Below are 20,586 nucleotides of genomic sequence, written 5' to 3'. Positions count from 1 at the left end.
TCCGTGTGTCACCCAGGTCGCACCCCGTGTAACGGTGTGTGATACCAGGCGAGAAAGAAGAGTCACTCATGACGATGACTGATCCGGTAGCAGACATGCTGACCCGGCTGCGCAACGCCAACTCTGCGCATCATGACGACGTTTCGCTCCCCGGCTCGAAGCTGAAGGAGCGGATCGCTGAGATCCTCAAGCGCGAGGGCTACATCAAGGACTGGAAGGTGGAGGCGGCTCGCGTCGGCACCACCCTCACCATGTCGCTGAAGTACGGCCCGAACCGCGAGCGCTCCATCGAGGGCATCAAGCGCGTCTCCAAGCCCGGCCTCCGGGTATACGCGCGCTCCGCCGAGATCCCGAGCGTGCTCGGCGGCCTCGGCATCGCGATCCTGTCCACCTCCTCGGGGCTCCTCACCGACCGCGAGGCCGAGCAGAAGGGCGTCGGCGGGGAAGTCCTCGCTTACGTGTGGTAAGCCGTCATGTCACGTATTGGTAAGCTTCCCATCACCGTTCCCGGTGGTGTAGACGTCAAGATCGAGGGCCAGAAGGTCACGGTCAAGGGTTCGAAGGGCGAGCTGTCGCTCGTCGTCGCCGAGCCGATCCGCGTCGCTCTCGAGGACGGCCAGGTTCTGGTCACCCGTCCCGACGACGAGCGCGACTCCCGAGCGCTGCACGGTCTCACCCGCACGCTCATCAACAACAACATCATCGGTGTCACCGAGGGCTACTCCAAGCAGCTCGAGGTCGTGGGCACGGGCTACCGCGTGCAGCAGAAGGGCACGGGCCTCGAGCTCGCCCTCGGCTTCTCGCACCCGGTCAACGTCGATGCTCCCGAGGGCATCTCGCTCGCAGTCGAGGGCAACACGAAGATCACCGTGAGCGGCATCTCGAAGCAGGCGGTCGGCGAGGCCGCCGCCAACATCCGCAAGCTGAAGAAGCCGGAGCCCTACAAGGGCAAGGGCATTCGCTACGCGGGCGAGAACGTCCGCCGCAAGGCAGGAAAGGCTGGTAAGTAACCCATGGCCGCTTCAGTATCTCGGGCTAAGGGTCGTACGGCTGCTCGTATCCGCCGCCACACCCGCCTGCGCAAGAAGATCGTCGGCACCGAGGCGCGTCCCCGCCTCGTCGTGAACCGTTCGGCGCGCCACATCTTCGTCCAGATCGTCGACGACTCGAAGGGCGTCACCGTCGCTTCGGCTTCGACGATGGAGGCCGATCTGCGCTCGTTCGACGGTGACAAGACCGCCAAGGCGCGCAAGGTCGGCGAACTCGTCGCCGAACGCGCCAAGAACGCCGGTGTCGAGGCTGTCGTCTTCGACCGCGGCGGCAGCAAGTACGCAGGCCGTGTCGCCGCGATCGCCGATGGCGCTCGCGAAGGGGGGCTGGCGCTGTGAGCAACGAAACGAAGGAGCAGGAAGTGTCTGCTGAGACTCAGGCCGCCGAGGCCCCGGCTCAGGATCACCGCAACGAGCCCCGCGAGCAGCGTCGCGGCAGCCGTGATCGCGGGACCCGTGGCGAGCGCGGCGGACGCGACCGCAACGAGAGCCAGTTCCTCGAGCGCGTCGTCACCATCAACCGCGTCTCGAAGGTCGTCAAGGGCGGCCGTCGCTTCAGCTTCACCGCGCTCGTCGTGGTGGGCGATGGCAACGGCACCGTCGGCGTCGGCTACGGCAAGGCGAAGGAGGTGCCCCTCGCCATCTCCAAGGGTGTCGAGGAGGCCAAGAAGAACTTCTTCCGCGTGCCCCGCGTCGGCAGCACCATCCCGCACCCCGTGCAGGGCGAGGCCGCTGCCGGTGTCGTGCTGCTGCGCCCGGCCGCTGCCGGTACCGGTGTCATCGCCGGTGGCCCGGTTCGCGCCGTGCTCGAGTGCGCCGGCATCCACGATGTGCTGAGCAAGTCGCTCGGCTCGTCGAACACCCTGAACATCGTGCACGCGACCGTCGAGGCGCTGCAGCAGCTCGAGGAGCCCCGCTCCGTCGCAGCCCGCCGCGGTCTCGACTTCGACCGCGTCGCCCCGGCCCGCATCGTGCGCGCCGAGGCGAAGGCCGCGGCCGACGCTGCCGCGAAGGCAAAGGCAGGTGCGTAATGGCGAAGAGCCTGAAGATTACGCAGACGAAGTCCGTTATCAGTGAGAAGCAGAACCAGCGCAACACCCTGCGCAGCCTCGGCCTCAAGAAGATCGGCCAGTCGGTCGTTCGTGAGGACACCCAGGCGAACCGCGGCTACGTGCGCGCTGTCGCTCACCTTGTAGAGGTTGAGGAGATCGACGCATGAGCGAGAACAACGAGGAGCGCGAGCAGGTGCTCAAGGCGCACCACCTCCGTCCGGCTCCCGGCTCCAAGAAGGCCAAGACCCGCGTGGGTCGCGGCGAGGGGTCGAAGGGCAAGACGGCAGGCCGCGGTACCAAGGGCACCAAGGCTCGCTACCAGGTGAAGGCCGGCTTCGAGGGCGGGCAGATGCCGCTGCACATGCGCACCCCGAAGCTGCGCGGGTTCAAGAACCCGTTCCGCACCGAGTACCAGGTGGTCAACGTCGCCAAGCTCGCAGAGCTCTACCCGCAGGGTGGCGACGTGACCGTCGACGATCTCGTCGCCAAGGGCGCCGTGCGCAAGAACCAGCCCGTCAAGGTGCTGGGCGACGGCGACCTGCAGGTGAAGCTCACCGTCTCGGTCGACAAGGTCTCCGGCTCGGCAGAGCAGAAGATCGTCGCCGCCGGCGGAGAGATCAAGTAAGGGTCCGTCAGGACTCGAACACTCGGGTATGACTCGGGTAGCGGGGGCGCGGCGGAGTCGGCACACGTGCTGCTCCGCCCACCCCCGCTTTATCTTTTGAGGGATCCCGCTCGGCGGATCCCCGTTTTTCACGCCCCAACCGACATGTAGGCTGGTGCAATCGGTTCTCGTCGTCAGGCGAAGGCCCTCACGACGTTCCCAGGAGGCAGATTTTGTTCAGCGCCATCGGACGGATCTTTCGGACTCCCGATCTGCGACGGAAGATCGTCTTCACGCTCGCGATCGTGTCGCTGTTCCGACTCGGTTCATTCATCCCGGCACCGTTCGTCGACTTCAACAACGTCCAGGCCTGCCTGGCGGCGAACGCGAACAGCACCTCCGGCCTCTACGACATGATCAACCTGTTCAGCGGCGGCGCGCTGCTGCAGCTGTCGATCTTCGCGCTGGGCATCATGCCCTACATCACGGCCTCCATCATCACGCAGCTGCTGCGCGTGGTGATCCCGCACTTCGAGGCGCTGCATAAGGAGGGCCAGGCCGGCCAGGCCAAGCTCACCCAGTACACGCGCTACCTCACCATCGCGCTCGCCGTGCTGCAGTCGACGACCCTCATCACGGTCGCGCGCTCCGGCCAGCTCTTCGGCGCCGTCTCCAACCAGGCCTGCCAGAACCTCGTCTCGCAGGAGTGGTGGGCGATCCTCATCATGATCATCACGATGACCGCCGGCACCGGCCTCATCATGTGGTTCGGCGAGCTCATCACCGAGCGCGGCATCGGCAACGGCATGTCGCTGCTCATCTTCACCTCGATCGCCGCGACCTTCCCGAGCGCCATGTGGATGATCAAGGAGTCGAAGGGCTGGGAAGTGTTCTTCCTGGTGCTCGCCGTCGGCCTCGTCGTCGTGGCGGCCGTGGTGTTCGTCGAACAGTCGCAGCGCCGCATCCCGGTACAGTACGCCAAGCGGGTCGTGGGCCGCCGCACCTACGGGGGCAGCAGCACCTACATCCCGATCAAGGTCAACATGGCGGGCGTGATCCCGGTCATCTTCGCCTCCGCGATCCTGTACCTGCCGATGCTGCTCACCCAGTTCAACCAGCCCCAGATCGGCGAGGAGCCGAAGGCCTGGGTCGTGTGGATCCAGAACAACCTGGTCTACGGCGACCAGCCGATCTACATGCTCGTCTTCTTCCTGCTCACCATCGGCTTCACCTTCTTCTACGTGCAGATCACGTTCAACCCCGAAGAGGTCGCCGACAACATGAAGCAGTACGGCGGGTTCATCCCCGGCATCCGCGCCGGCCGACCCACCGCCGAGTACCTCAACTACGTGCTCACCCGCATCACCAGCGCCGGCTCGCTCTACCTGGGCGTCATCGCGCTGATCCCGCTCATCGCGCTCGCATTCTTCGGAGCCAACCAGAACTTCCCGTTCGGCGGCGCTTCGATCCTCATCATCGTGGGTGTCGGCCTCGAGACCGTCAAGCAGATCGACGCCCAGCTGCAGCAGCGCCACTACGAAGGGCTCCTCAAGTGACCGACACCCAGACCACCCGCCTGCTCATCATCGGCCCCCCCGGAGCCGGCAAGGGCACCCAGGCCGCCGCGATCGCGGAGCGCTACGGCGTGCCCGCCATCTCGACGGGCGACATCTTCCGAGCCAACATCAAGGGCGGCACCGAGCTCGGCAAGCGCGTGCAGGCGATCATCGAGAAGGGCGAGCTCGTGCCCGACTCGCTCACCAACGAGATCGTGCAGGATCGCCTCGCGCAGCCCGATGCGGCGGCGGGCTTCCTGCTCGACGGCTACCCCCGCACCGTCGACCAGGTGCACGCTCTCGACGGCATGCTCGAGGGCTCGTCGCTCGACGCGGTCGTGCTGCTCGAGGCCGACGTCGACGCCGTGGTCGCCCGCCTGCTCAAGCGCGCCGAGATCGAGGGCCGCGCCGATGACACCGAAGACGTGATCCGTCACCGTCAGCAGGTCTACGCGCAGCAGACGGCCCCGCTCATCGAACTGTTCTCCGAGCGAGGCATCCTCGTCACCGTCGACGGGCTCGGCACCGTCGAGGAGGTCGCGGCCCGCATCGCCGAGGGCCTCGAGTCGAAGCTCGCCGCACCGGTGGAGAGCTAAACCGTGGCCCGTCGGGGGATCCTGCGCCGCTCCATCTACAAGTCGCCGGCCCAGCTGCGCTTGATGGTCGAGCCGGGCCTCGCGACCGGCGCCGCCCTCGCGGCCATGCGCGACGCGGTGCGCGCGGGGATCACCCCGCTCGAGCTCGACGCGATCGCGGAGGACGCGATCCGCTCGCGCGGGGGAGCCCCCAACTTCATGCTCGAGCCCGGCTACCGCCACACCATCTGCGCCAACGTCAACGAGCACGTCGTGCACGGCATCCCCACCGACCGCCCCCTCGAGCCCGGCGATATCGTCGCGCTCGACGCCGGCGCGGTCGTGCAGGGCTGGAACGGCGACGCCGCGATCACCGCGGTGATCCCGGATCCCGCCCGCCCCGAGCACACCGCCGCTCTCGAGAAGCTCAGCGAGGTCACCGAGGCCGCCATGTGGCGCGGCATCGCCCGGCTCGCGTCGGCCGCCCACCTCAACGAGGTGGGCGAGGCGGTCTCCGGCTACGTGCGCTCGCACAGCGACTTCGGCGTGCTCGAGGACTATATCGGCCACGGCATCGGCCGCAGCATGCACGAGGATCCACCGGTCTTCAACGTTCCCGTGAAACGGCGCGGCCCCGAGGTGAAGCCGGGGCTCGTCGTGGCGATCGAGCCCATCATCTCGGCGGGCGGCATCGACACCGTCGTCGAGGACGACGACTGGACCGTGACCATGGCCGACGGATCGATGAGCGCCCAGTGGGAGCACACCGTGGCCGTGCACGACCGGGGCATCTGGGTGCTGACCGCCGAGGACGGCGGTGCCAGCGGCCTCGTACCCCTCGGGATCACGCCCGTCCCCATCCCGTAACCCGCCCGGCGTGTCGTAAACCCCGGGTTTACAAATGCGCCACGCCCGGGTACGCTTGATCTTTGGTGCTTTGCGCCTGTTTTTGCGTTCCCGGTTGCCGTCACGGCTCGGGCCCGCGAGACGGACGAGGGGCATTCGCAAGACCAGCACACACCTACGCAAGCGATAGTGAGGCTATGGCGAAGAAAGACGGCGTCATCGAGATCGAGGGACAGGTTGTCGAGGCTCTGCCGAACGCGATGTTCCGCGTCGAGCTGACCAATGGACACAAGGTACTCGCTCACATCTCGGGAAAGATGCGCCAGCACTACATCCGCATTCTCCCCGAGGATCGCGTGATCGTGGAGCTGACGCCCTACGATCTGACCCGCGGCCGCATCGTCTACCGCTACAAGTAGGTCGCTGGAAAGTAACGGCTCGCGGCGCCCCGCGAGTACGAGGACAGCGAACCATTAAGGAAACATCATGAAGGTCAAGCCCAGCGTCAAGCCGATCTGCGATCACTGCAAGGTCATTCGTCGTCACGGCCGCGTCATGGTGATCTGCAAGAGCAACCCGCGCCACAAGCAGCGTCAGGGCTAAGCAGATCGTCATTCCGCGCGAGCGGGGCGAGCCGCGGGATCCGATCCGGATTCGGCAGCCGCTCCAGGGTCGCGGAACGACAGCAACACAACTCAACAACTGATCCAGCGCATCGAAGAACCCGCACCGACCCGGCACCGAGCCGGGAGAGGCGCGGGGGACACCTCGGGGCGGAGGCCCGAACCCCCGATGCGCACCAAACCTCCACGATCCGCAAGGAGAGCCAACATGGCACGTCTCGCAGGAGTCGACATCCCGCGCGATAAGCGCGTCGAGATCGCACTCACCTACATCTACGGCGTCGGCCGCACCAGCGCGCTGAAGACCCTCGCCGACACCGGCATCGACGGCAACATCCGCGTCAAGGACCTCACCGACGACCAGCTCGTCGCGCTCCGCGACTACATCGAAGGCAACTTCAAGGTCGAGGGCGACCTCCGCCGCGAGGTCGCCGCCGACATCCGCCGCAAGGTCGAGATCGGCAGCTACCAGGGTCTCCGTCATCGCAAGGGCCTGCCCGTGCACGGTCAGCGCACCAAGACGAACGCTCGCACCCGCAAGGGCCCGAAGCGCACCGTCGCCGGCAAGAAGAAGTAACCGCCGGTTCACTGACCGAACACACAGAGCTTTTCAGGAGAACACTCAATGGCTGCACCCAAGACCGCGGCTCGTAAGCCGCGTCGCAAGGACAAGAAGAACGTCGTCGTGGGCCAGGCCCACATCAAGTCGACGTTCAACAACACGATCGTCTCGATCACCGACACCACCGGTGCCGTGATCAGCTGGGCCTCCTCGGGCGGCGTGGGCTTCAAGGGCTCGCGCAAGTCGACCCCGTTCGCCGCGCAGCTCGCCGCGGAGTCGGCCGCGCGCAAGGCGCAGGAGCACGGCATGAAGAAGGTCGACGTCTTCGTGAAGGGTCCGGGCTCGGGCCGCGAGACCGCGATCCGCTCGCTTCAGGCCGCCGGCCTCGAGGTCGGGTCGATCACCGACGTCACGCCGCAGACGCACAACGGCTGCCGGCCGCCGAAGCGTCGTCGCGTCTGAGCCTATAGTCGCGCCGCGTTCGCGCGGCGCGACTGTCGCCCTTCGGGGCGACGGCCCAGGACGCACCCCCGTTGACCTGGGCTCCTTTCAACATCACGCATGAGTCATATAGCGGACTCCAGCGAAAGGACCACACACCGTGCTCATTGCACAGCGACCCACTCTGACTGAAGAATCGATCTCCGAGTACCGTTCGCGCTTCGCCATCGAGCCGCTCGAGCCCGGCTTCGGCTACACGCTCGGCAACTCGCTGCGCCGCACCCTGCTCTCCTCGATCCCGGGCGCCGCGGTCACCAGCGTGCGCTTCGAGGGCGTCGCCCACGAGTTCACGACGATCCCCGGCGTGACCGAGGACGTCACCGAGATCATCCTCAACATCAAGGATCTCGTCGTCTCGAGTGAGCACGACGAGCCGATCACCGCCTACCTGCGCAAGACGGGTGCGGGCGAGGTGACCGCCGCCGACATCTCCGCTCCCGCGGGCGTCGAGGTGCACAACCCCGAGCTCGTGATCGCGACCCTCAGCGACACCGCGCAGTTCGAGCTCGAGCTCACCATCGAGCGCGGCCGCGGCTACGTGTCGGCCGCTCAGAACCGCAACGAGGACGCCGAGGTCGGCCGGATCCCGGTCGACTCGATCTACTCGCCGGTGCTCAAGGTCACCTACCGCGTGGAGGCCACGCGCGCCGGTGAGCGCACCGACTTCGATCGCCTCGTCGTCGACGTCGAGACCAAGCCCGCCATCAGCCCCCGCGACGCGATCGCGTCGGCCGGCTCCACGCTGGTCGAGCTCTTCGGTCTGGCCCGCGAGCTCAACACCGCGGCCGAGGGCGTCGAGATCGGCCCCGCGCCGGTCGAGGTCGTCGCCGAGGGCGAGCTCTCGATCCCGATCGAGGATCTGGACCTCTCGGTGCGCAGCTACAACTGCCTGAAGCGCGAGGGCATCAACACGGTGAGCGAGCTCGTTGCGCTCTCCGAGGCGCAGCTGATGAACATCCGCAACTTCGGCCAGAAGTCCGTTTTCGAGGTGCGCGACAAGCTCACCGAGATGGGCCTCTCGCTGAAGGACGCCGTGCCCGGCTTCGACGGTGCGCAGTTCTACAGCTACGAAGACGACAACAACTAACGATCCGGCACTGCTCGCCTGATCGCATACTTACTGGAGTAAACAATGCCCAAGCCCAACAAGGGCCCCCGCCTCGGAGGCGGCCCCGCACACGAGCGCCTCATGCTGAACCAGATGGCTGCGCAGCTCTTCGAGCACAAGCGCATCCAGACCACGGAGACCAAGGCCAAGCGCCTGCAGCCCGTGGCCGAGCGCCTCGTGACCTTCGCCAAGCGCGGTGACCTGCACGCCCGCCGTCGCGTGATGCGTCAGATCCTCGACAAGAGCGTCGTGCACGAGCTCTTCACCGAGATCGCTCCGCTCGTCGAGAACCGCGAGGGCGGCTACACCCGCATCGTCAAGACCGGTTTCCGCAAGGGCGACAACGCTCCCCTCGCGGTGATCGAGCTCGTGCTCGAGCCCGTCAGCCCGAAGCCCAAGGCGAAGAAGGCCGCGGCCGAGCAGCCGAAGGCCGAGGAGGTCGTCGAGACCCCCGCCGAGGAGACCGAGGTCGTCGAGGAGGCCCCCGCCGAGGAGACCGCCGAGACCGAGGCTCCCGCCGAGGAGAAGGCCGAGTAAGGCACTCGCGCTCGCACTGCTGAAGCGCCCCGCGATCCGCTGAGGATCGCGGGGCGCTTCGCTGTCTGCGGGACGGGAAGAGCCCTCAGCGGCGGGGGAGCCCGAAGCCGATGCCCTCGCCGGGGCTCTGCAGCTCTTCGAGCGCGCGCTGCACGGAGCCCGCGTAGATCTCGCCGCCGCTCGGGTTCGGGTGGATGTCGTCGCCCGCGAGCGCGTCGGGCACGCCGGTGACGGAACCCGTCCAGTCGGCGACCACGACTCCGCGATGCGCCGCGGCGTAGTCGGTGAGCAGCTGGTTGACGCTGGGGATCCAGTCGCGATCGGCGTGCGCGTTGACCAGCACGACGGGCCTCGTGCCGGCGCTCGCGCGGATCGTGTCGAGGTCTTCGGCCTGCACGGGGCCGTTCGTGCCGAGCCCGACGACGAGCACGCCGCGCAGCGAGCCCTGCGACGAGAGGCCGGTGACGATCTCGGCACCCGTTCCCATGCCCCGCGACACGGCCGCGTCGATCGAGATGCCCGGGTAGGCGGCCTCGAGCTCGGGCAGGCTCGCGAGCATCACCGAGTCTCCCACGGCGACGAGGTCGCGGCCGTCGGGGGAGAGGGGCGCCGGCTCCGCGGACTGCTCCTTCGCCCCGCCGCCCGAGCCCTTCCCCGGAGCCGGGTTCTCGGTCTTCCCGGTTTCCGAGGCGCCCTCCGAGCGCTCGCCTCGGCCGCTGCGCCCCTCGTCGGCCTGCTGCGCGGCGCGGCTGCGCTCGAGAGCCTCCTGGCCGCGCGCGATCGCCTCGGCTGCGGAGCTCTGCTGCGGCGCCGTCACGATCGCGACGACCGCCGCGGGTGCGGCCACGGCCACCACGGCCGCCAAGCCGATCGCGACGAACCGCCGTCGAGGCGTGTGATCGCCCACGCGCACGAGCATGCGCAGCGATCGGCGCAGCCCGAAGCGGCGCACGGGCTGCTCCACGAAGCGGTAGGAGAGTGCGGCCGCGAGGACGGTCGCGGCCAGGGCGAGCGGAGCCACGAGCCACTCGAGGTCGGGCCCCAGGGCGCCCGCGCAGATGAGCAGCAGCGGCCAGTGCCACAGGTAGATGCCGTAGGAGCGCTCGCCCACCCACCGCAGCGGGGGCGCATCGAGCGCACGGCCGACCCACGCCCCCGGCCGGGTCACCGCCCACACGACGAGCAGCGCAGCCGCCGTCGCGAGCTGGAAGCCCCACTGGAAGCTGGCGGGGCTGCCCTCGGAGAGCGTCGCGGCCAGCCAACCGAGCACGGCCAGCCCGGCGAGCGCCGCCGCGGCCGCGGCGAGCTGGCGCAGCGGGCCCGGATTCAGCACCTCTGAGGCCTCGGGCCGGTGCAGCACGGCGGCCATCGCGGCTCCCAGCAGCAGGCCGAAGGTGTGACTGTCGGAGCCGAAGTAGATGCGGGTCGGATCGACGCCGGCCCGCGACAGCTCGAACATCAGCGCCGCGGATGCGAGACCGAGGGCGGCGAGCGGGATCGCGCGGGACGGGCGCGAGCGCAGCCTGACGAGCAGCAGTACGACGAGCGGCAGCACAATGTAGAACTGCTCCTCGATGGCGAGCGACCACATGTTGCGGAAGAGCTCCGGGGTGTCCCGCGCGAAGTAGTCCGCTCCGTTCGCGATGAAGACCCAGTTGCTCACGAAGAACGCGGCGCCCGCGATCTGCTGCCCGATCCCGACCAGCAGATCGCCGCCGACCGGCAGCGCGAGCGCGGTGCTCACGAGCAGCACGAGACCGAGGGCCGGCAGCAGCCTGCGGGCGCGTCGGCGCCAGAACGCGCCGAGACGGATGCGCCCGCCGAGCTCGTACTCGCGCAGCAGCAGCGAGGTGATGAGAAAGCCGCTCATCACGAAGAACACGTCGACGCCGAGGAAACCGCCCGGCAGCAGGGGCGGGAAGAGGTGGTAGCAGAGCACCAGGCCGACAGCGATGGCACGCAGCCCGTCGAGACCGCCGAATCGGGCGGTTCGCGGGGCGGGTCTGGTCTGAGGCTGGGGCATGGGGGTCCTTCGGCGGCGCGGGTGCGCGCGCATCCGACCATTCTACGCGGCGGGCCCGGGAGCGAACCCGTGGCTTCGGCCGAGCGGACCGGCCCGGACCGGGTCGGCTCGGGGCCGAGCGGGCGGGTCGGGGCGGGCGGATCAGCCGTCGGCCGTCGGCCCGGCCTGAACGGGGCCCGGACGGGCGTCTGGCAGGATCGAGGGGTGACCATCGATCCCGAACCCCGTGCGGCCCTCACCAGGGTGCGCCTCGACCTCGCCTACGACGGCACCGAGTTCTCGGGGTGGGCGGCGCAGCCGGGGCTGCGCACCGTGCAGGGCGAGCTCGAGGAGGCGATCGCCGTGCTGCTGCGCACCGGCGCCGGTGCTCGAGTGCGGCTCACGGTCGGCGGTCGCACCGACGCCGGCGTGCACGCCCGCGGTCAGGTCGCGCACCTCGACGTCACGCACGAGCAGCTCGCCAAGTGGAGCGCGCGCCGCGGACCCGATGCGCGGCGCGACGCCGCCGCCGAGTCGGCCACCCGCGCGCGCAAGCTGAACGGCGTGCTGCAGCGCGGTGCCCCCGACATCGCGATCCACTCGGCCAGGATCGTGCCCGCCGCGTTCGACGCCCGCTTCTCGGCGCTGCGCCGACGCTACGAATACCGGTTGCGGGGTGAGGGAATGCGCCGAGATCCCCTGACCGCGCGGTTCACCGCCGAGGTGCCGAAGCCCCTCGACCTCGCCGCGATGCAGCGCGCCAGCGATGAGCTGCTCGGTCTCAACGACTTCACCACCTTCTGCAAGGCCCGCGAGGGAGCCACCGCCGTGCGCGACCTGCTCTGCTTCGAGTGGCGCGAGACCGAGGACGCCGCCTACGCCGCCCGCATCGAGGCCGACGCCTTCTGCCACTCGATGGTGCGCGCGCTCGTAGGCGCGATCGTCGCCGTGGGCAGCGGGCGGATCGGCGAGGACGAGCTCCTGGCGCTGCGCGACGCCCGCGAGCGGTCGAGCCGCTTCACCGTGATGCCCGCACACGGGCTCTCGCTCGAGGAGATCGCCTATCCCGCCGACGACGAACTCGCGCTGCGCGCCGAGCAGACGCGGGCGCGTCGGGATCCGCTCGACGCGGGCTGAGGCGGTACCGGACCGGAACGCGGGATCGGCGCCGGCGGCGGCGTGCGGTCCGGATCGGCGGCGGTGAGCCGCGGCCGGTGCTCGCCGGAGTGCTCGGGCGGAGCGCCCTCGGATCCCGCAGTCCCGGATCCCGAACCGCGGCCCCTCGGCCCATCGGCCAAGCTGTGCTAAAGTAGATCCTTGGTGCGCAAGCACCCGATTTGTTGAGCCCTCCAACGCTCGCGCACCCGCAGGGGACCGGGCAACGGAGCGGGATCCACGAACACCTCCAATTCGACAGAAAGCAGCACGATAGTGACTCGCACGTATTCGCCGAAGGCCGCTGAGCAGAAGCACGACTGGCTCGTCATCGACGCCACCGATGTGGTGCTCGGCCGCCTCGCCTCGCACGCCGCAGCCCTGCTCCGCGGCAAGCACAAGCCGACGTTCGCCCCCCACATGGACATGGGCGACTACGTCGTCATCATCAACGCCGACAAGGTCGTCCTGACCGCCAACAAGGCGGCCAAGAAGAAGGCCTACCGCCACTCGGGCTACCCGGGCGGTTTGCGTTCGATCAGCTACACCGAGCTGCTCGAGAAGAACCCCGAGCGCGCCGTCGAGAAGGCCATCCGCGGCATGCTGCCGAAGAACTCCCTCGGCGCCGACCAGTTCCGCAAGCTGAAGGTCTACGCGGGCGCAGAGCACCCGCACGCGGCGCAGCAGCCCACCCCCTACACCTTCGGCCAGGTCGCGCAGTAACCGCGGCGCCGACGAGACATTCAGAGAGAGACTGCACAGTGACTGAAGAGCAGACCGTGGCCCCCGAGAGCTACACCACCGAGACGCCCGCCTCGCAGGCCACCGCCTCGACCCCCCGCCCCGCGCTCACCGTTCCTGGTGCCGCCGTGGGCCGCCGCAAGCAGGCCATCGCCCGCGTGCGCCTCGTGCCCGGCTCGGGCAAGATGACCGTCAACGGCCGTGAGCTCGACGAGTACTTCCCGAACAAGCTGCACCAGCAGCTCATCACCGACCCCTTCACCGTGCTCGAGCTCGGCGGCTCGTACGACGTGATCGCCCGCATCGTCGGCGGCGGGCCCTCCGGCCAGGCCGGCGCCCTGCGTCTCGCGATCGCCCGCGCGCTGAACGAGATCGACGCCGAGCACAACCGCCCGACGCTCAAGAAGGCCGGCTTCCTGAGCCGCGACGCCCGCATCAAGGAGCGCAAGAAGGCCGGCCTCAAGAAGGCCCGCAAGGCGCCTCAGTACTCGAAGCGCTAAGCCGGGAGCACCCTCGCATGGGACGCCTCTTTGGCACCGACGGGGTTCGTGGTCTGGCCGGGGTCGATGTGACCGCCGAGCTGGCCATGAACCTCGCTCACGCAGCGGCTCTCGTTCTCGGGCGTTCAGCCCGGGGCGAGAGCCGTCGCGCTGTCGCCGTCGTCGCGCGAGATCCGCGCGTCTCCGGTGAGTTCATCGCCGCCGCCGTCTCCGCCGGCCTCGCCGCGGCCGGCGTCGACGTGCTCGACGCCGGCGTGATCCCGACCCCCGCCGCCGCCTACCTCGTGGCCGACACGGGCGCCGACTTCGGGGTCATGGTCTCGGCCTCGCACAACCCGGCCCCCGACAACGGCATCAAGTTCTTCGCCGAGGGGGGCCGCAAGCTCGCCGACGACATCGAAGACGAGATCCAGGCCGCCATGGGCGGGCCCGCGATCGCGGTCACCGGCCGTGAGGTGGGACGCATCCGCCGCTTCGCCGACGCCGAAGACCGCTACCTCGTGCACCTGCTCGGCACGCTGGAGGGCGTGCGACTGAAGGGCCTGCACGTCGTGCTCGACTGCGCGCACGGCGCGGCCGCCGGCATCTCGCCCGACGTCTTCACCGACGCCGGCGCGAAGGTCACGGTGATCGGCAACGATCCCGACGGCTTCAACATCAACGACGGCGTGGGATCCACGCACCTCGAACCGCTCATCGCGGCCGTGCGCGAGCACGGGGCCGACCTCGGCATCGCCCACGACGGCGACGCCGACCGCTGCCTCGCCGTGGACGGCTCGGGAGAGGTCGTCGACGGCGACAAGATCATGGCGATCCTCGCGCTCTCCATGTCGGGCCGCGGCAGACTCGAGCGCAACACGCTGGTCGCCACCGTGATGTCGAACCTCGGCCTGAAGCTCGCGATGGCCGACAACGGCATCGACGTGGTCGAGACCGGCGTGGGCGACCGCTACGTGCTCGAGGCCATCAACGAGCACGGCTACTCGCTGGGAGGCGAGCAGTCGGGCCACGTCATCATGAGCGACTACGCGACCACCGGAGACGGCATCCTCACCGGCCTGCACCTCGCAGCCGAGGTGGTGCGCAGCGGCAAGCCGCTCGCCGAGCTCGCGCGGTGCATGACGGTGTACCCCCAGGTGCTCGTGAACGTGCGCGGCGTCGACCGCTCGGGCGTCGCCGGCGACGAACTGCTGCAGCAGGCCGTGCACCAGGCCGAGATCGCGCTGGGCGGCAAGGGGCGGGTGCTGCTGCGCCCCTCCGGCACCGAGCCCGTGGTGCGTGTGATGGTCGAGGCCGAGCACGAGGATCAGGCGCAGCGCCTGGCCGACGACCTGGCGGCCATCGTGAAGGATCGCCTGGCGGTCTGAGCGGCTGGCCTTGCCGGGTGGTCTACGGTATGAGATCTGCCGTGGATACGGTGGTTTCCTTCGGAAACTCCATATCCACGGCAGTTTCCATATCTGCGCACCTCGCTCACAGGCGGCAGTTTCACCCCCGGTGAGGCCGGTTCTCCACAGATTCGTGGTTCCGGGCTTTCGGCGGGCGGGCATCGTCCAGACTGAGGCCATGCTTCGAGAGATCCTCGCCTCCCACGATGGCGTCATGCGCACCCGCACCCTCCTCGAGAGCGGGGTGAGCAAGCATCGTGTGGCCTGCGCCGTGTCGGCCGGTCGCCTGCTGAGGATCAGGCGCGGCTGGGTGGCCTCGCCCCAAGCCGATCCCGCTCTGGTCTTCGCCGCTCGCTCCGGGCTGATGCTCAGCTGCGCCTCACCCAGGCCCGCCGGCTCGGGATCTGGGTGAGAGAGGCGGATCCGGGGCACTTCGCCGTGCCGCGACCGGGGGCCGAGGTCAGGCCCGATGGAGCCAGGTTGCACTACGGGAAGCCGCTGATCCCGCGTGACCCCTTCACTCTCGTGGATCGCGTCGAGAACGTGCTCGGCATCATCGCGCACTGCCAGCCGCGCGAGGACGCCGTAGCGGCCTGGGACTCGGCATTGAACCGCAACCTCGTGGACCGCGCCGCGCTGGAACGGCTGCCGCTCGACGGCACCGCGCGGACGGTGCTCGCGCAGACCACCCCCTTCGCGGACTCCGGGCTCGAATCGTACGTACGGCTGCGGCTGCGCTGGCTCCGGCTGAGGATCGTCTGGCAGCCCTGGTTGTACGGGCACCGCATCGACTTCCTCATCGGCGAACGGCTGGTGCTGCAGATCGACGGCTCCCATCACGCGGGCCGGCAGCGCACGAGCGACATCAGCCACGATGCCGTGCTGCGGCTGCGCGGCTACTCGGTGCTCCGCGTCGGATACGAACAGGTGATGTTCCGCTGGCCCGAGGTGCAGACGCTCGTCATGGAAGCCGTCGCCCAGGGCCTGCACCTGGCGTGACCGGATCGGACTGCGACCGGCGATATGGGATCTGCCGTGAATATGGAGAATCCGGGCGGGGGCGGCATATCTTCGGCGGATCCCAGATCGACGGCAGGTGCCGTACCGTCGGTCGAGGGGCGGATCACCCGGCGAGGCGACCCGCCCAGTCGCGCAGCAGGGCGGCGAACTCCGGCGGCTCGGTCGAGATCACCCGCGCCCCGGAGAGGCCCACCACGAAGACCGCCCAGTCGAACGACGAGGCCTCCACCTCGATCCGGCAGCGATCCCCGAGGGCCATCACCGTCGCCCACCGGCCGACGTGTGGGCGCACTTCGACGGCCGGCCGATCCAGTTCCGCGACGACGGTCACCTCGGATCGCCCGTGCACGCCGGCTCGCACGAAGGCCGCGGGATCCGCATCCCCCGGCAGTCGGCGCTGCCTGAAGCGCTCACCCGTGCCGGCCACCTCGCTCATGCGGTCGAGACGGAAGCTGCGCCAGTCGCCGCGGCCCAGGTCGTAGCCCACGAGGTACCAGCGCCGGGCGAGCATGACGAGGCGGTGCGGCTCGACCCGGCGAGACGTCTCTGCGCCCTCGGCGGAAGTGTAGCCGAAGACGATGCGCTCGTCGTCTCGGCACGCGCGCGCCACCGCGACCAGCGTGCCCGGGTCGATGGTGCTCGACCACGGCGACTCGGCGCTGACCGTCGCCGCGCGCAGCGCCTCGACACGGCCGTGCAGGCGGGCCGGCAGCACGGGCACCACCTTCGCGAGCGCCCGGGCCGAGGTCTCGGCGGTGTCGGCGATCGGAGACTGCGAAGAGAGCAGGAGACCGACGACCACGGCCACGGCTTCGGCGTCGTCGAGCATCAGCGGCGGCAGCGAAGCGCCGGGATCGAGCCGGTAGCCGCCGCCCACGCCGGGGTCGGCGCGCACCGGATAGCCCAGCTCTCTGAGGCGGTCGACGTCCCGACGCAGGGTGCGCAGCGAGACTCCGAGGCGGGAGGCGAGATCCGCACCGGCCCAGAAGCCCCGCTCCTGCAGCAGTGCGAGCAGACTCAGCGCCCGAGATCCGGTGCCTGCCATGTGCACTCCTATCAGGGACAGAAACTGACCGCTATTGCTTCTAGCGTAGGTGATACACCCCGTCGAAAGGACCAGACTATGCACAGCACCGACACGTCTCCCGCGCCGCTCCACGGCGAGCGCGCCGACCTGCTCGCGAGCCTCGCCCACGCGCGCTTCTTCCTGCGGCACACCTCCCGCGGCCTCACCACCGAGCAGGCCGCCCTGCAGCCCACGGCGAGCACGCTCTCGATCGGGGGCCTCATCAAGCACGTGTCGGCGGTCGAGCAGGGCTGGGCCCGGTTCATCCACGGCGGAGCGGAAGCGATGACGCAGGGCCAGAAGCCGTTCTCCGAGTGGACCGCTGAGGACTTCGCCGAGCGCGAGAGGGAGTTCCAGTTGCAGCCAGGCGAGACGCTGGAGGGCGTGCTCGCCGCCTACGAGGAGGTCGCCAGCGAGGTCGACGGGCTCGTGCGATCCGAGCCGTCCCTCGACACGGCATACGAGCTGCCGAAGGCGCCCTGGAACACCGACGTGGCGTGGTCGATCCGCCGTGCGCTGCTGCACATCGTCGCGGAGACCGCGCAGCACGCCGGGCACGCCGACATCATCCGAGAGTCGATCGACGGGGCGCAGAGCATGGCCTAAGGGCGGGCTGCTGTGGATATGGGATCTGCCGTGGATATGGAGAATCCGGCCGATAGCGGCATATCGACGGCAGATCCCATATCGAAGGGAAATGAGGATGTGAGGGCCGGGAAGTGCTGGGGAGGACGCAGGGAGGTGAAGGGCGGAGGACGGAAGGCCGGATCCCTACAGCTTGCGCAGCAGCACCTTCTGCACGCGGTGATCCGACTCCTTGCGCAGCACCAGCGTGGCGCGCGCCCGCGTCGGCCGGATGTTCTCGACCAGGTTCGGCTCGTTGATGTTGTTCCAGAACTCGTCGGCGATCGCGCTCGCGGCCTCGTCGTTCAGGGTGGCGAAGCGGCGGAAGTGCGAGCGGGGGTTCGAGAAGGCGCTCTCGCGCAGGTGCAGGAAGCGATTGCGGTACCAGCGCTGGATGTCGGAGACCCGGGCATCGACGTAGACCGAGAAGTCGAAGAGGTCGCTCACCGCGAGCGGGTGCTGCATCGAAGCGGGCTGCAGCACGTTGAGGCCCTCGACGATGAGGATGTCGGGCTGCCGCACGATCGTGAACTCGTCGGGCACGATGTCGTACACGAGGTGGCTGTAGACGGGCGCGCGCACCTCTTCGACGCCGGCCTTCACCTGCGAGACGAAGCGCAGCAGCGCGCGCCGGTCGTACGACTCGGGAAAGCCCTTGCGGTGCACGATGCCGCGGCGCTCGAGCTCGCGGGTGGGGTAGAGGAAGCCGTCGGTGGTGACGAGCTGCACGCTCGGGGTCTCGGGCCAGCGCGCCAGCAGATCCCGCAGGATGCGGGCCACCGTCGACTTGCCGACCGCCACGGAGCCCGCGATGCCGATCACGAAGGGGCTCTGGCGCTCGCCGTTGCGCTGCAGGAAACCGCGGGTGCGCTGGTGCATCTCGCGGGTCGCGATCGCGTACTGGTTGATGAGCCGGCTCAGCGGCCGATACACCTCGGACACCTCGGCGAGGTCGAGCGGCTCGCCGAGACCGCGGAAGGAGTCGACCTCCTCCTCCGTGAGCGGCATCGGCGTCTCGCCGGCCAGCCGTGCCCACTCGGCGCGGTCGATCTCGGTGAACGGCGACGTGAACTCGGGGCGCATGAGCGCCTGGGTGTCGGTGCTCACATCTGCGGGTTCCCGCGGGGCTTCTTCGACACGCGCAGGGTCGGGGGTGCTGTACTCGGCCATTGTTCATCCATCGTGCCACTAAACTTGGGCTCATGTGTGGAATCGTCGGATATGTCGGCCCCAACGATACGGTTGAGGCGCTCATCACTGGTCTGCGGCGTCTCGAGTACCGCGGCTACGACTCCGCGGGCATCGCGGTGATCGATGAGGGCGGCGAGATCGCCGTCCGCAAGCGCTCCGGCAAGCTGGCGCGCCTCGAAGAGCTGCTCGAGGTCAATCCCGTGCAGGCGGCCGGCACGGGCATCGGACACACCCGCTGGGCGACCCACGGCGGCCCGACCGACGCGAACGCCCACCCCCACCTGGGCGACGGCGGCAAGCTCGCGCTCATCCACAACGGCATCGTCGAGAACTTCGCCGAGCTGCGCTCCGAGCTCGAGGCCGACGGCCTCGAGCTGATCAGCGAGACCGACACCGAGGTCGTCGCCGCGCTCGTCGGCCGCGAGGTGGCGCGCCAGGGCGACCTCGAGACCGCCTTCCGCACAGTGGTCGCGCGACTCAGCGGCACCTTCACCCTGCTCGCCATGCACCGCGACGAGCCCGGCAAGGTGGTCGCCGCGCGTCACCACTCGCCGCTCGTGGTCGGCATCGGCGAGGGCGAGAACTTCCTCGGCTCCGATGTCGCGGCCTTCGTCTCCTCGACCCGGCGCGCCGTCGCGGTCGACGAGGACAACATCGCGATCATCACCCCCGAAGAGGTGCGCATCACCGACTTCGCCGGCAACCCGGTCGAGTTCTCGGAGTACGAGGTGCAGTGGGACGCCGAGGCCGCCGACAAGGGCGGCTGGTCGTCATTCATGGCGAAGGAGATCAACGAGCAGCCCGACGCGGTCGAGAACACCGTGCGCGGCCGCATCTCCGAGACCGGCGTCGAGATCCCCGAGCTCACCGAGCTGGGCGACGAGCGCCTGCGCGGCATCGAGCGCATCATCATCATCGCATGCGGCACGGCCTCGTACGCCGGCCAGGTCGCGGCCTACGCGATCGAGCAGTGGGCCCGCATCCCCGTCGAGGTGCAGCTGAGCCACGAGTTCCGCTACCGCGATCCCGTGCTCTCGGATCGCACGATGGTCATCTCGGTGAGCCAGTCGGGCGAGACGATGGACACCCTCATGGCCGTGAAGTATGCGATCGAGCGCGGCGTGACCACCGTCTCGGTGTGCAACACGCAGAGCGCCACCATCCCGCGCGAGTCCGACGCGGCCGTGTACACGCACGCCGGCCCCGAGGTCGCCGTCGCCTCGACCAAGGCCTTCATCGCCCAGATCACGGCGCTGTATCTCATCGGCCTGCACCTGGGCCGCGTGCGCGGCACCCTCTCGGACGAGGTCTCGGCGCAGGCCGTGGCGCAGTTCGAAGAGCTGCCCGCCAAGGTGCGCGAGGCGGTCGACACTCACGAGCAGATCGCGCAGCTGGCGCACTGGATGGCCGACACGCGCTCCGTGCTGTTCCTCGGCCGCCACGTGGGCTTCCCGGTCGCGCTCGAGGGCGCGCTGAAGCTCAAGGAGATCGCATACATCCACGCCGAGGGCTTCGCCGCGGGCGAGCTGAAGCACGGCCCGATCGCGCTCATCGACCACGGGCAGCCGGTGTTCGTGCTCGTGCCGAGCCCGCGCACCTCGCCGCTCATGCACTCGAAGGTCGTGTCGAACATCCAGGAGATCCGGGCGCGCGGCGCGCGGGTGATCGCGGTGGTCGAGAAGGGCGACACCGCGGTGCTGCCGTTCGCCGACGACGTGATCCGCCTGCCGCTCGCAGACGCGTTCTTCGAACCGCTGCTGCAGGTCGTGCCGCTGCAGTGGTTCGCGCTGGAGCTCTCGACGGTGAAGGGCCTGGACGTCGACCAGCCTCGCAACCTCGCGAAGTCGGTGACGGTCGAATAGACCCGTCGCTCGACCGCACGAAGC

The 20,586-nt window shown here is 69.1% G+C and carries 26 protein-coding genes; 23 read left to right on the top strand and 3 right to left on the bottom strand.

Going from position 1 to position 20,586, the window contains the following annotated elements:
* The first annotated feature begins 68 nt into the window (after nucleotides 1–68).
* From rpsH to rplQ, 15 genes are all read left to right on the top strand, one after another.
* Nucleotides 69–467: a 30S ribosomal protein S8 gene (rpsH, locus tag H490_RS30420; protein WP_017885313.1), complete on the top strand. Its 399-nt coding sequence runs from the start codon at nucleotides 69–71 to the stop codon at nucleotides 465–467.
* 6 nt (nucleotides 468–473) lie between these two features.
* A complete protein-coding gene (gene rplF / locus H490_RS30415) occupies nucleotides 474–1,010 on the top strand; it encodes a 50S ribosomal protein L6 (protein WP_017885312.1) in 537 nt (178 codons plus the stop codon).
* A 3-nt stretch (nucleotides 1,011–1,013) separates the two neighbouring features.
* Nucleotides 1,014–1,388, top strand: coding sequence for a 50S ribosomal protein L18 (gene rplR, locus H490_RS30410; protein ID WP_017885311.1), 375 nt, complete (start codon nucleotides 1,014–1,016; stop codon nucleotides 1,386–1,388).
* A 23-nt stretch (nucleotides 1,389–1,411) separates the two neighbouring features.
* Complete coding sequence (gene rpsE / locus H490_RS30405) at nucleotides 1,412–2,080, top strand: 30S ribosomal protein S5 (protein ID WP_228407258.1); 669 nt, start codon at nucleotides 1,412–1,414, stop codon at nucleotides 2,078–2,080.
* Nucleotides 2,080–2,268, top strand: coding sequence for a 50S ribosomal protein L30 (gene rpmD, locus H490_RS30400; protein ID WP_017885309.1), 189 nt, complete (start codon nucleotides 2,080–2,082; stop codon nucleotides 2,266–2,268). Before rpsE ends, rpmD begins: the two co-directional genes overlap by 1 nt.
* Nucleotides 2,265–2,726 (top strand): 50S ribosomal protein L15, encoded by a 462-nt coding sequence (rplO, locus tag H490_RS30395; RefSeq protein WP_017885308.1) that lies wholly within the window; start codon nucleotides 2,265–2,267, stop codon nucleotides 2,724–2,726. The genes rpmD and rplO overlap by 4 nt, the downstream gene beginning before the upstream one ends.
* Before the next feature lie 212 nt (nucleotides 2,727–2,938).
* On the top strand, nucleotides 2,939–4,261 hold the full coding sequence (gene secY / locus H490_RS30390; RefSeq protein WP_017885307.1) for a preprotein translocase subunit SecY: 1,323 nt from the start codon (nucleotides 2,939–2,941) through the stop codon (nucleotides 4,259–4,261).
* On the top strand, nucleotides 4,258–4,857 hold the full coding sequence (locus H490_RS30385) for an adenylate kinase (protein WP_017885306.1): 600 nt from the start codon (nucleotides 4,258–4,260) through the stop codon (nucleotides 4,855–4,857). The genes secY and H490_RS30385 overlap by 4 nt, the downstream gene beginning before the upstream one ends.
* 3 nt (nucleotides 4,858–4,860) lie before the next feature.
* Nucleotides 4,861–5,703, top strand: coding sequence for a type I methionyl aminopeptidase (map, locus tag H490_RS30380; RefSeq protein ID WP_017885305.1), 843 nt, complete (start codon nucleotides 4,861–4,863; stop codon nucleotides 5,701–5,703).
* Nucleotides 5,704–5,879: 176 nt separating this feature from the next.
* On the top strand, nucleotides 5,880–6,101 hold the full coding sequence (gene infA / locus H490_RS30375; RefSeq protein WP_017885304.1) for a translation initiation factor IF-1: 222 nt from the start codon (nucleotides 5,880–5,882) through the stop codon (nucleotides 6,099–6,101).
* Between the two features lie 67 nt (nucleotides 6,102–6,168).
* Entirely contained in the window at nucleotides 6,169–6,285 is a 117-nt protein-coding gene (rpmJ, locus tag H490_RS30370; protein WP_017885303.1) for a 50S ribosomal protein L36, read from the top strand.
* A gap of 228 nt (nucleotides 6,286–6,513) precedes the next feature.
* Entirely contained in the window at nucleotides 6,514–6,882 is a 369-nt protein-coding gene (gene rpsM / locus H490_RS30365; RefSeq protein WP_017885302.1) for a 30S ribosomal protein S13, read from the top strand.
* Nucleotides 6,883–6,930: 48 nt separating this feature from the next.
* Nucleotides 6,931–7,329: a 30S ribosomal protein S11 gene (gene rpsK, locus H490_RS30360; RefSeq protein ID WP_017885301.1), complete on the top strand. Its 399-nt coding sequence runs from the start codon at nucleotides 6,931–6,933 to the stop codon at nucleotides 7,327–7,329.
* Nucleotides 7,330–7,468: 139 nt separating this feature from the next.
* On the top strand, nucleotides 7,469–8,455 hold the full coding sequence (locus H490_RS30355; protein ID WP_017885300.1) for a DNA-directed RNA polymerase subunit alpha: 987 nt from the start codon (nucleotides 7,469–7,471) through the stop codon (nucleotides 8,453–8,455).
* 45 nt (nucleotides 8,456–8,500) lie between these two features.
* Nucleotides 8,501–9,013 (top strand): 50S ribosomal protein L17, encoded by a 513-nt coding sequence (rplQ, locus tag H490_RS30350; RefSeq protein ID WP_017885299.1) that lies wholly within the window; start codon nucleotides 8,501–8,503, stop codon nucleotides 9,011–9,013.
* Nucleotides 9,014–9,098: 85 nt separating this feature from the next.
* On the opposite strand, the gene H490_RS30345 is transcribed toward rplQ, so the two are convergent.
* Complete coding sequence (locus tag H490_RS30345; RefSeq protein ID WP_017885298.1) at nucleotides 9,099–11,036, bottom strand: acyltransferase family protein; 1,938 nt, start codon at nucleotides 11,034–11,036, stop codon at nucleotides 9,099–9,101.
* A 204-nt stretch (nucleotides 11,037–11,240) separates the two neighbouring features.
* Here H490_RS30345 and truA point away from each other — a divergent pair, with 204 nt between their 5' ends.
* The 6 genes from truA to H490_RS32775 all read left to right on the top strand — a co-directional run bounded on the left by truA (nucleotide 11,241) and on the right by H490_RS32775 (nucleotide 15,798).
* On the top strand, nucleotides 11,241–12,152 hold the full coding sequence (gene truA / locus H490_RS30340) for a tRNA pseudouridine(38-40) synthase TruA (protein WP_017885297.1): 912 nt from the start codon (nucleotides 11,241–11,243) through the stop codon (nucleotides 12,150–12,152).
* 294 nt (nucleotides 12,153–12,446) lie between these two features.
* Nucleotides 12,447–12,893: a 50S ribosomal protein L13 gene (gene rplM / locus H490_RS30335; RefSeq protein WP_017885296.1), complete on the top strand. Its 447-nt coding sequence runs from the start codon at nucleotides 12,447–12,449 to the stop codon at nucleotides 12,891–12,893.
* Nucleotides 12,894–12,931: 38 nt separating this feature from the next.
* The gene (gene rpsI / locus H490_RS30330; RefSeq protein ID WP_017885295.1) at nucleotides 12,932–13,411 is read left to right on the top strand and encodes a 30S ribosomal protein S9; all 480 of its coding nucleotides are present in this window, start codon (nucleotides 12,932–12,934) and stop codon (nucleotides 13,409–13,411) included.
* Between the two features lie 17 nt (nucleotides 13,412–13,428).
* Nucleotides 13,429–14,778 carry a phosphoglucosamine mutase gene (glmM, locus tag H490_RS30325; protein WP_031290369.1) on the top strand — a complete coding sequence of 450 codons (1,350 nt, stop codon included), beginning with the start codon at nucleotides 13,429–13,431 and terminating at the stop codon, nucleotides 14,776–14,778.
* Nucleotides 14,779–14,977: 199 nt separating this feature from the next.
* Nucleotides 14,978–15,211, top strand: coding sequence for a type IV toxin-antitoxin system AbiEi family antitoxin domain-containing protein (locus H490_RS32780; RefSeq protein ID WP_152424349.1), 234 nt, complete (start codon nucleotides 14,978–14,980; stop codon nucleotides 15,209–15,211).
* A 68-nt stretch (nucleotides 15,212–15,279) separates the two neighbouring features.
* Nucleotides 15,280–15,798, top strand: a complete 519-nt coding sequence (locus tag H490_RS32775) for an endonuclease domain-containing protein (protein ID WP_051066260.1) — start codon at nucleotides 15,280–15,282, stop codon at nucleotides 15,796–15,798.
* 124 nt (nucleotides 15,799–15,922) lie between these two features.
* Here H490_RS32775 and H490_RS30315 read toward each other — a convergent pair whose 3' ends face one another.
* Nucleotides 15,923–16,864, bottom strand: coding sequence for a helix-turn-helix transcriptional regulator (locus H490_RS30315; protein WP_017885293.1), 942 nt, complete (start codon nucleotides 16,862–16,864; stop codon nucleotides 15,923–15,925).
* Nucleotides 16,865–16,942: 78 nt separating this feature from the next.
* Here H490_RS30315 and H490_RS30310 point away from each other — a divergent pair, with 78 nt between their 5' ends.
* Nucleotides 16,943–17,491, top strand: coding sequence for a DinB family protein (locus H490_RS30310; protein ID WP_017885292.1), 549 nt, complete (start codon nucleotides 16,943–16,945; stop codon nucleotides 17,489–17,491).
* Nucleotides 17,492–17,656: 165 nt separating this feature from the next.
* On the opposite strand, the gene coaA is transcribed toward H490_RS30310, so the two are convergent.
* Complete coding sequence (gene coaA / locus H490_RS30305) at nucleotides 17,657–18,679, bottom strand: type I pantothenate kinase (RefSeq protein ID WP_017885291.1); 1,023 nt, start codon at nucleotides 18,677–18,679, stop codon at nucleotides 17,657–17,659.
* Nucleotides 18,680–18,711: 32 nt separating this feature from the next.
* Here coaA and glmS point away from each other — a divergent pair, with 32 nt between their 5' ends.
* Nucleotides 18,712–20,562 carry a glutamine--fructose-6-phosphate transaminase (isomerizing) gene (glmS, locus tag H490_RS30300; protein WP_017885290.1) on the top strand — a complete coding sequence of 617 codons (1,851 nt, stop codon included), beginning with the start codon at nucleotides 18,712–18,714 and terminating at the stop codon, nucleotides 20,560–20,562.
* Nucleotides 20,563–20,586 lie beyond the last annotated feature (24 nt).

Origin of the sequence: Leucobacter sp. UCD-THU (assembly GCF_000349545.1) — a bacterium.
Classification (GTDB): Bacteria; Actinomycetota; Actinomycetes; order Actinomycetales; family Microbacteriaceae; genus Leucobacter; species Leucobacter muris.
Note: the sequence above shows the minus strand (reverse complement) of the source record. Positions and strands in the feature narration are given on the sequence as shown.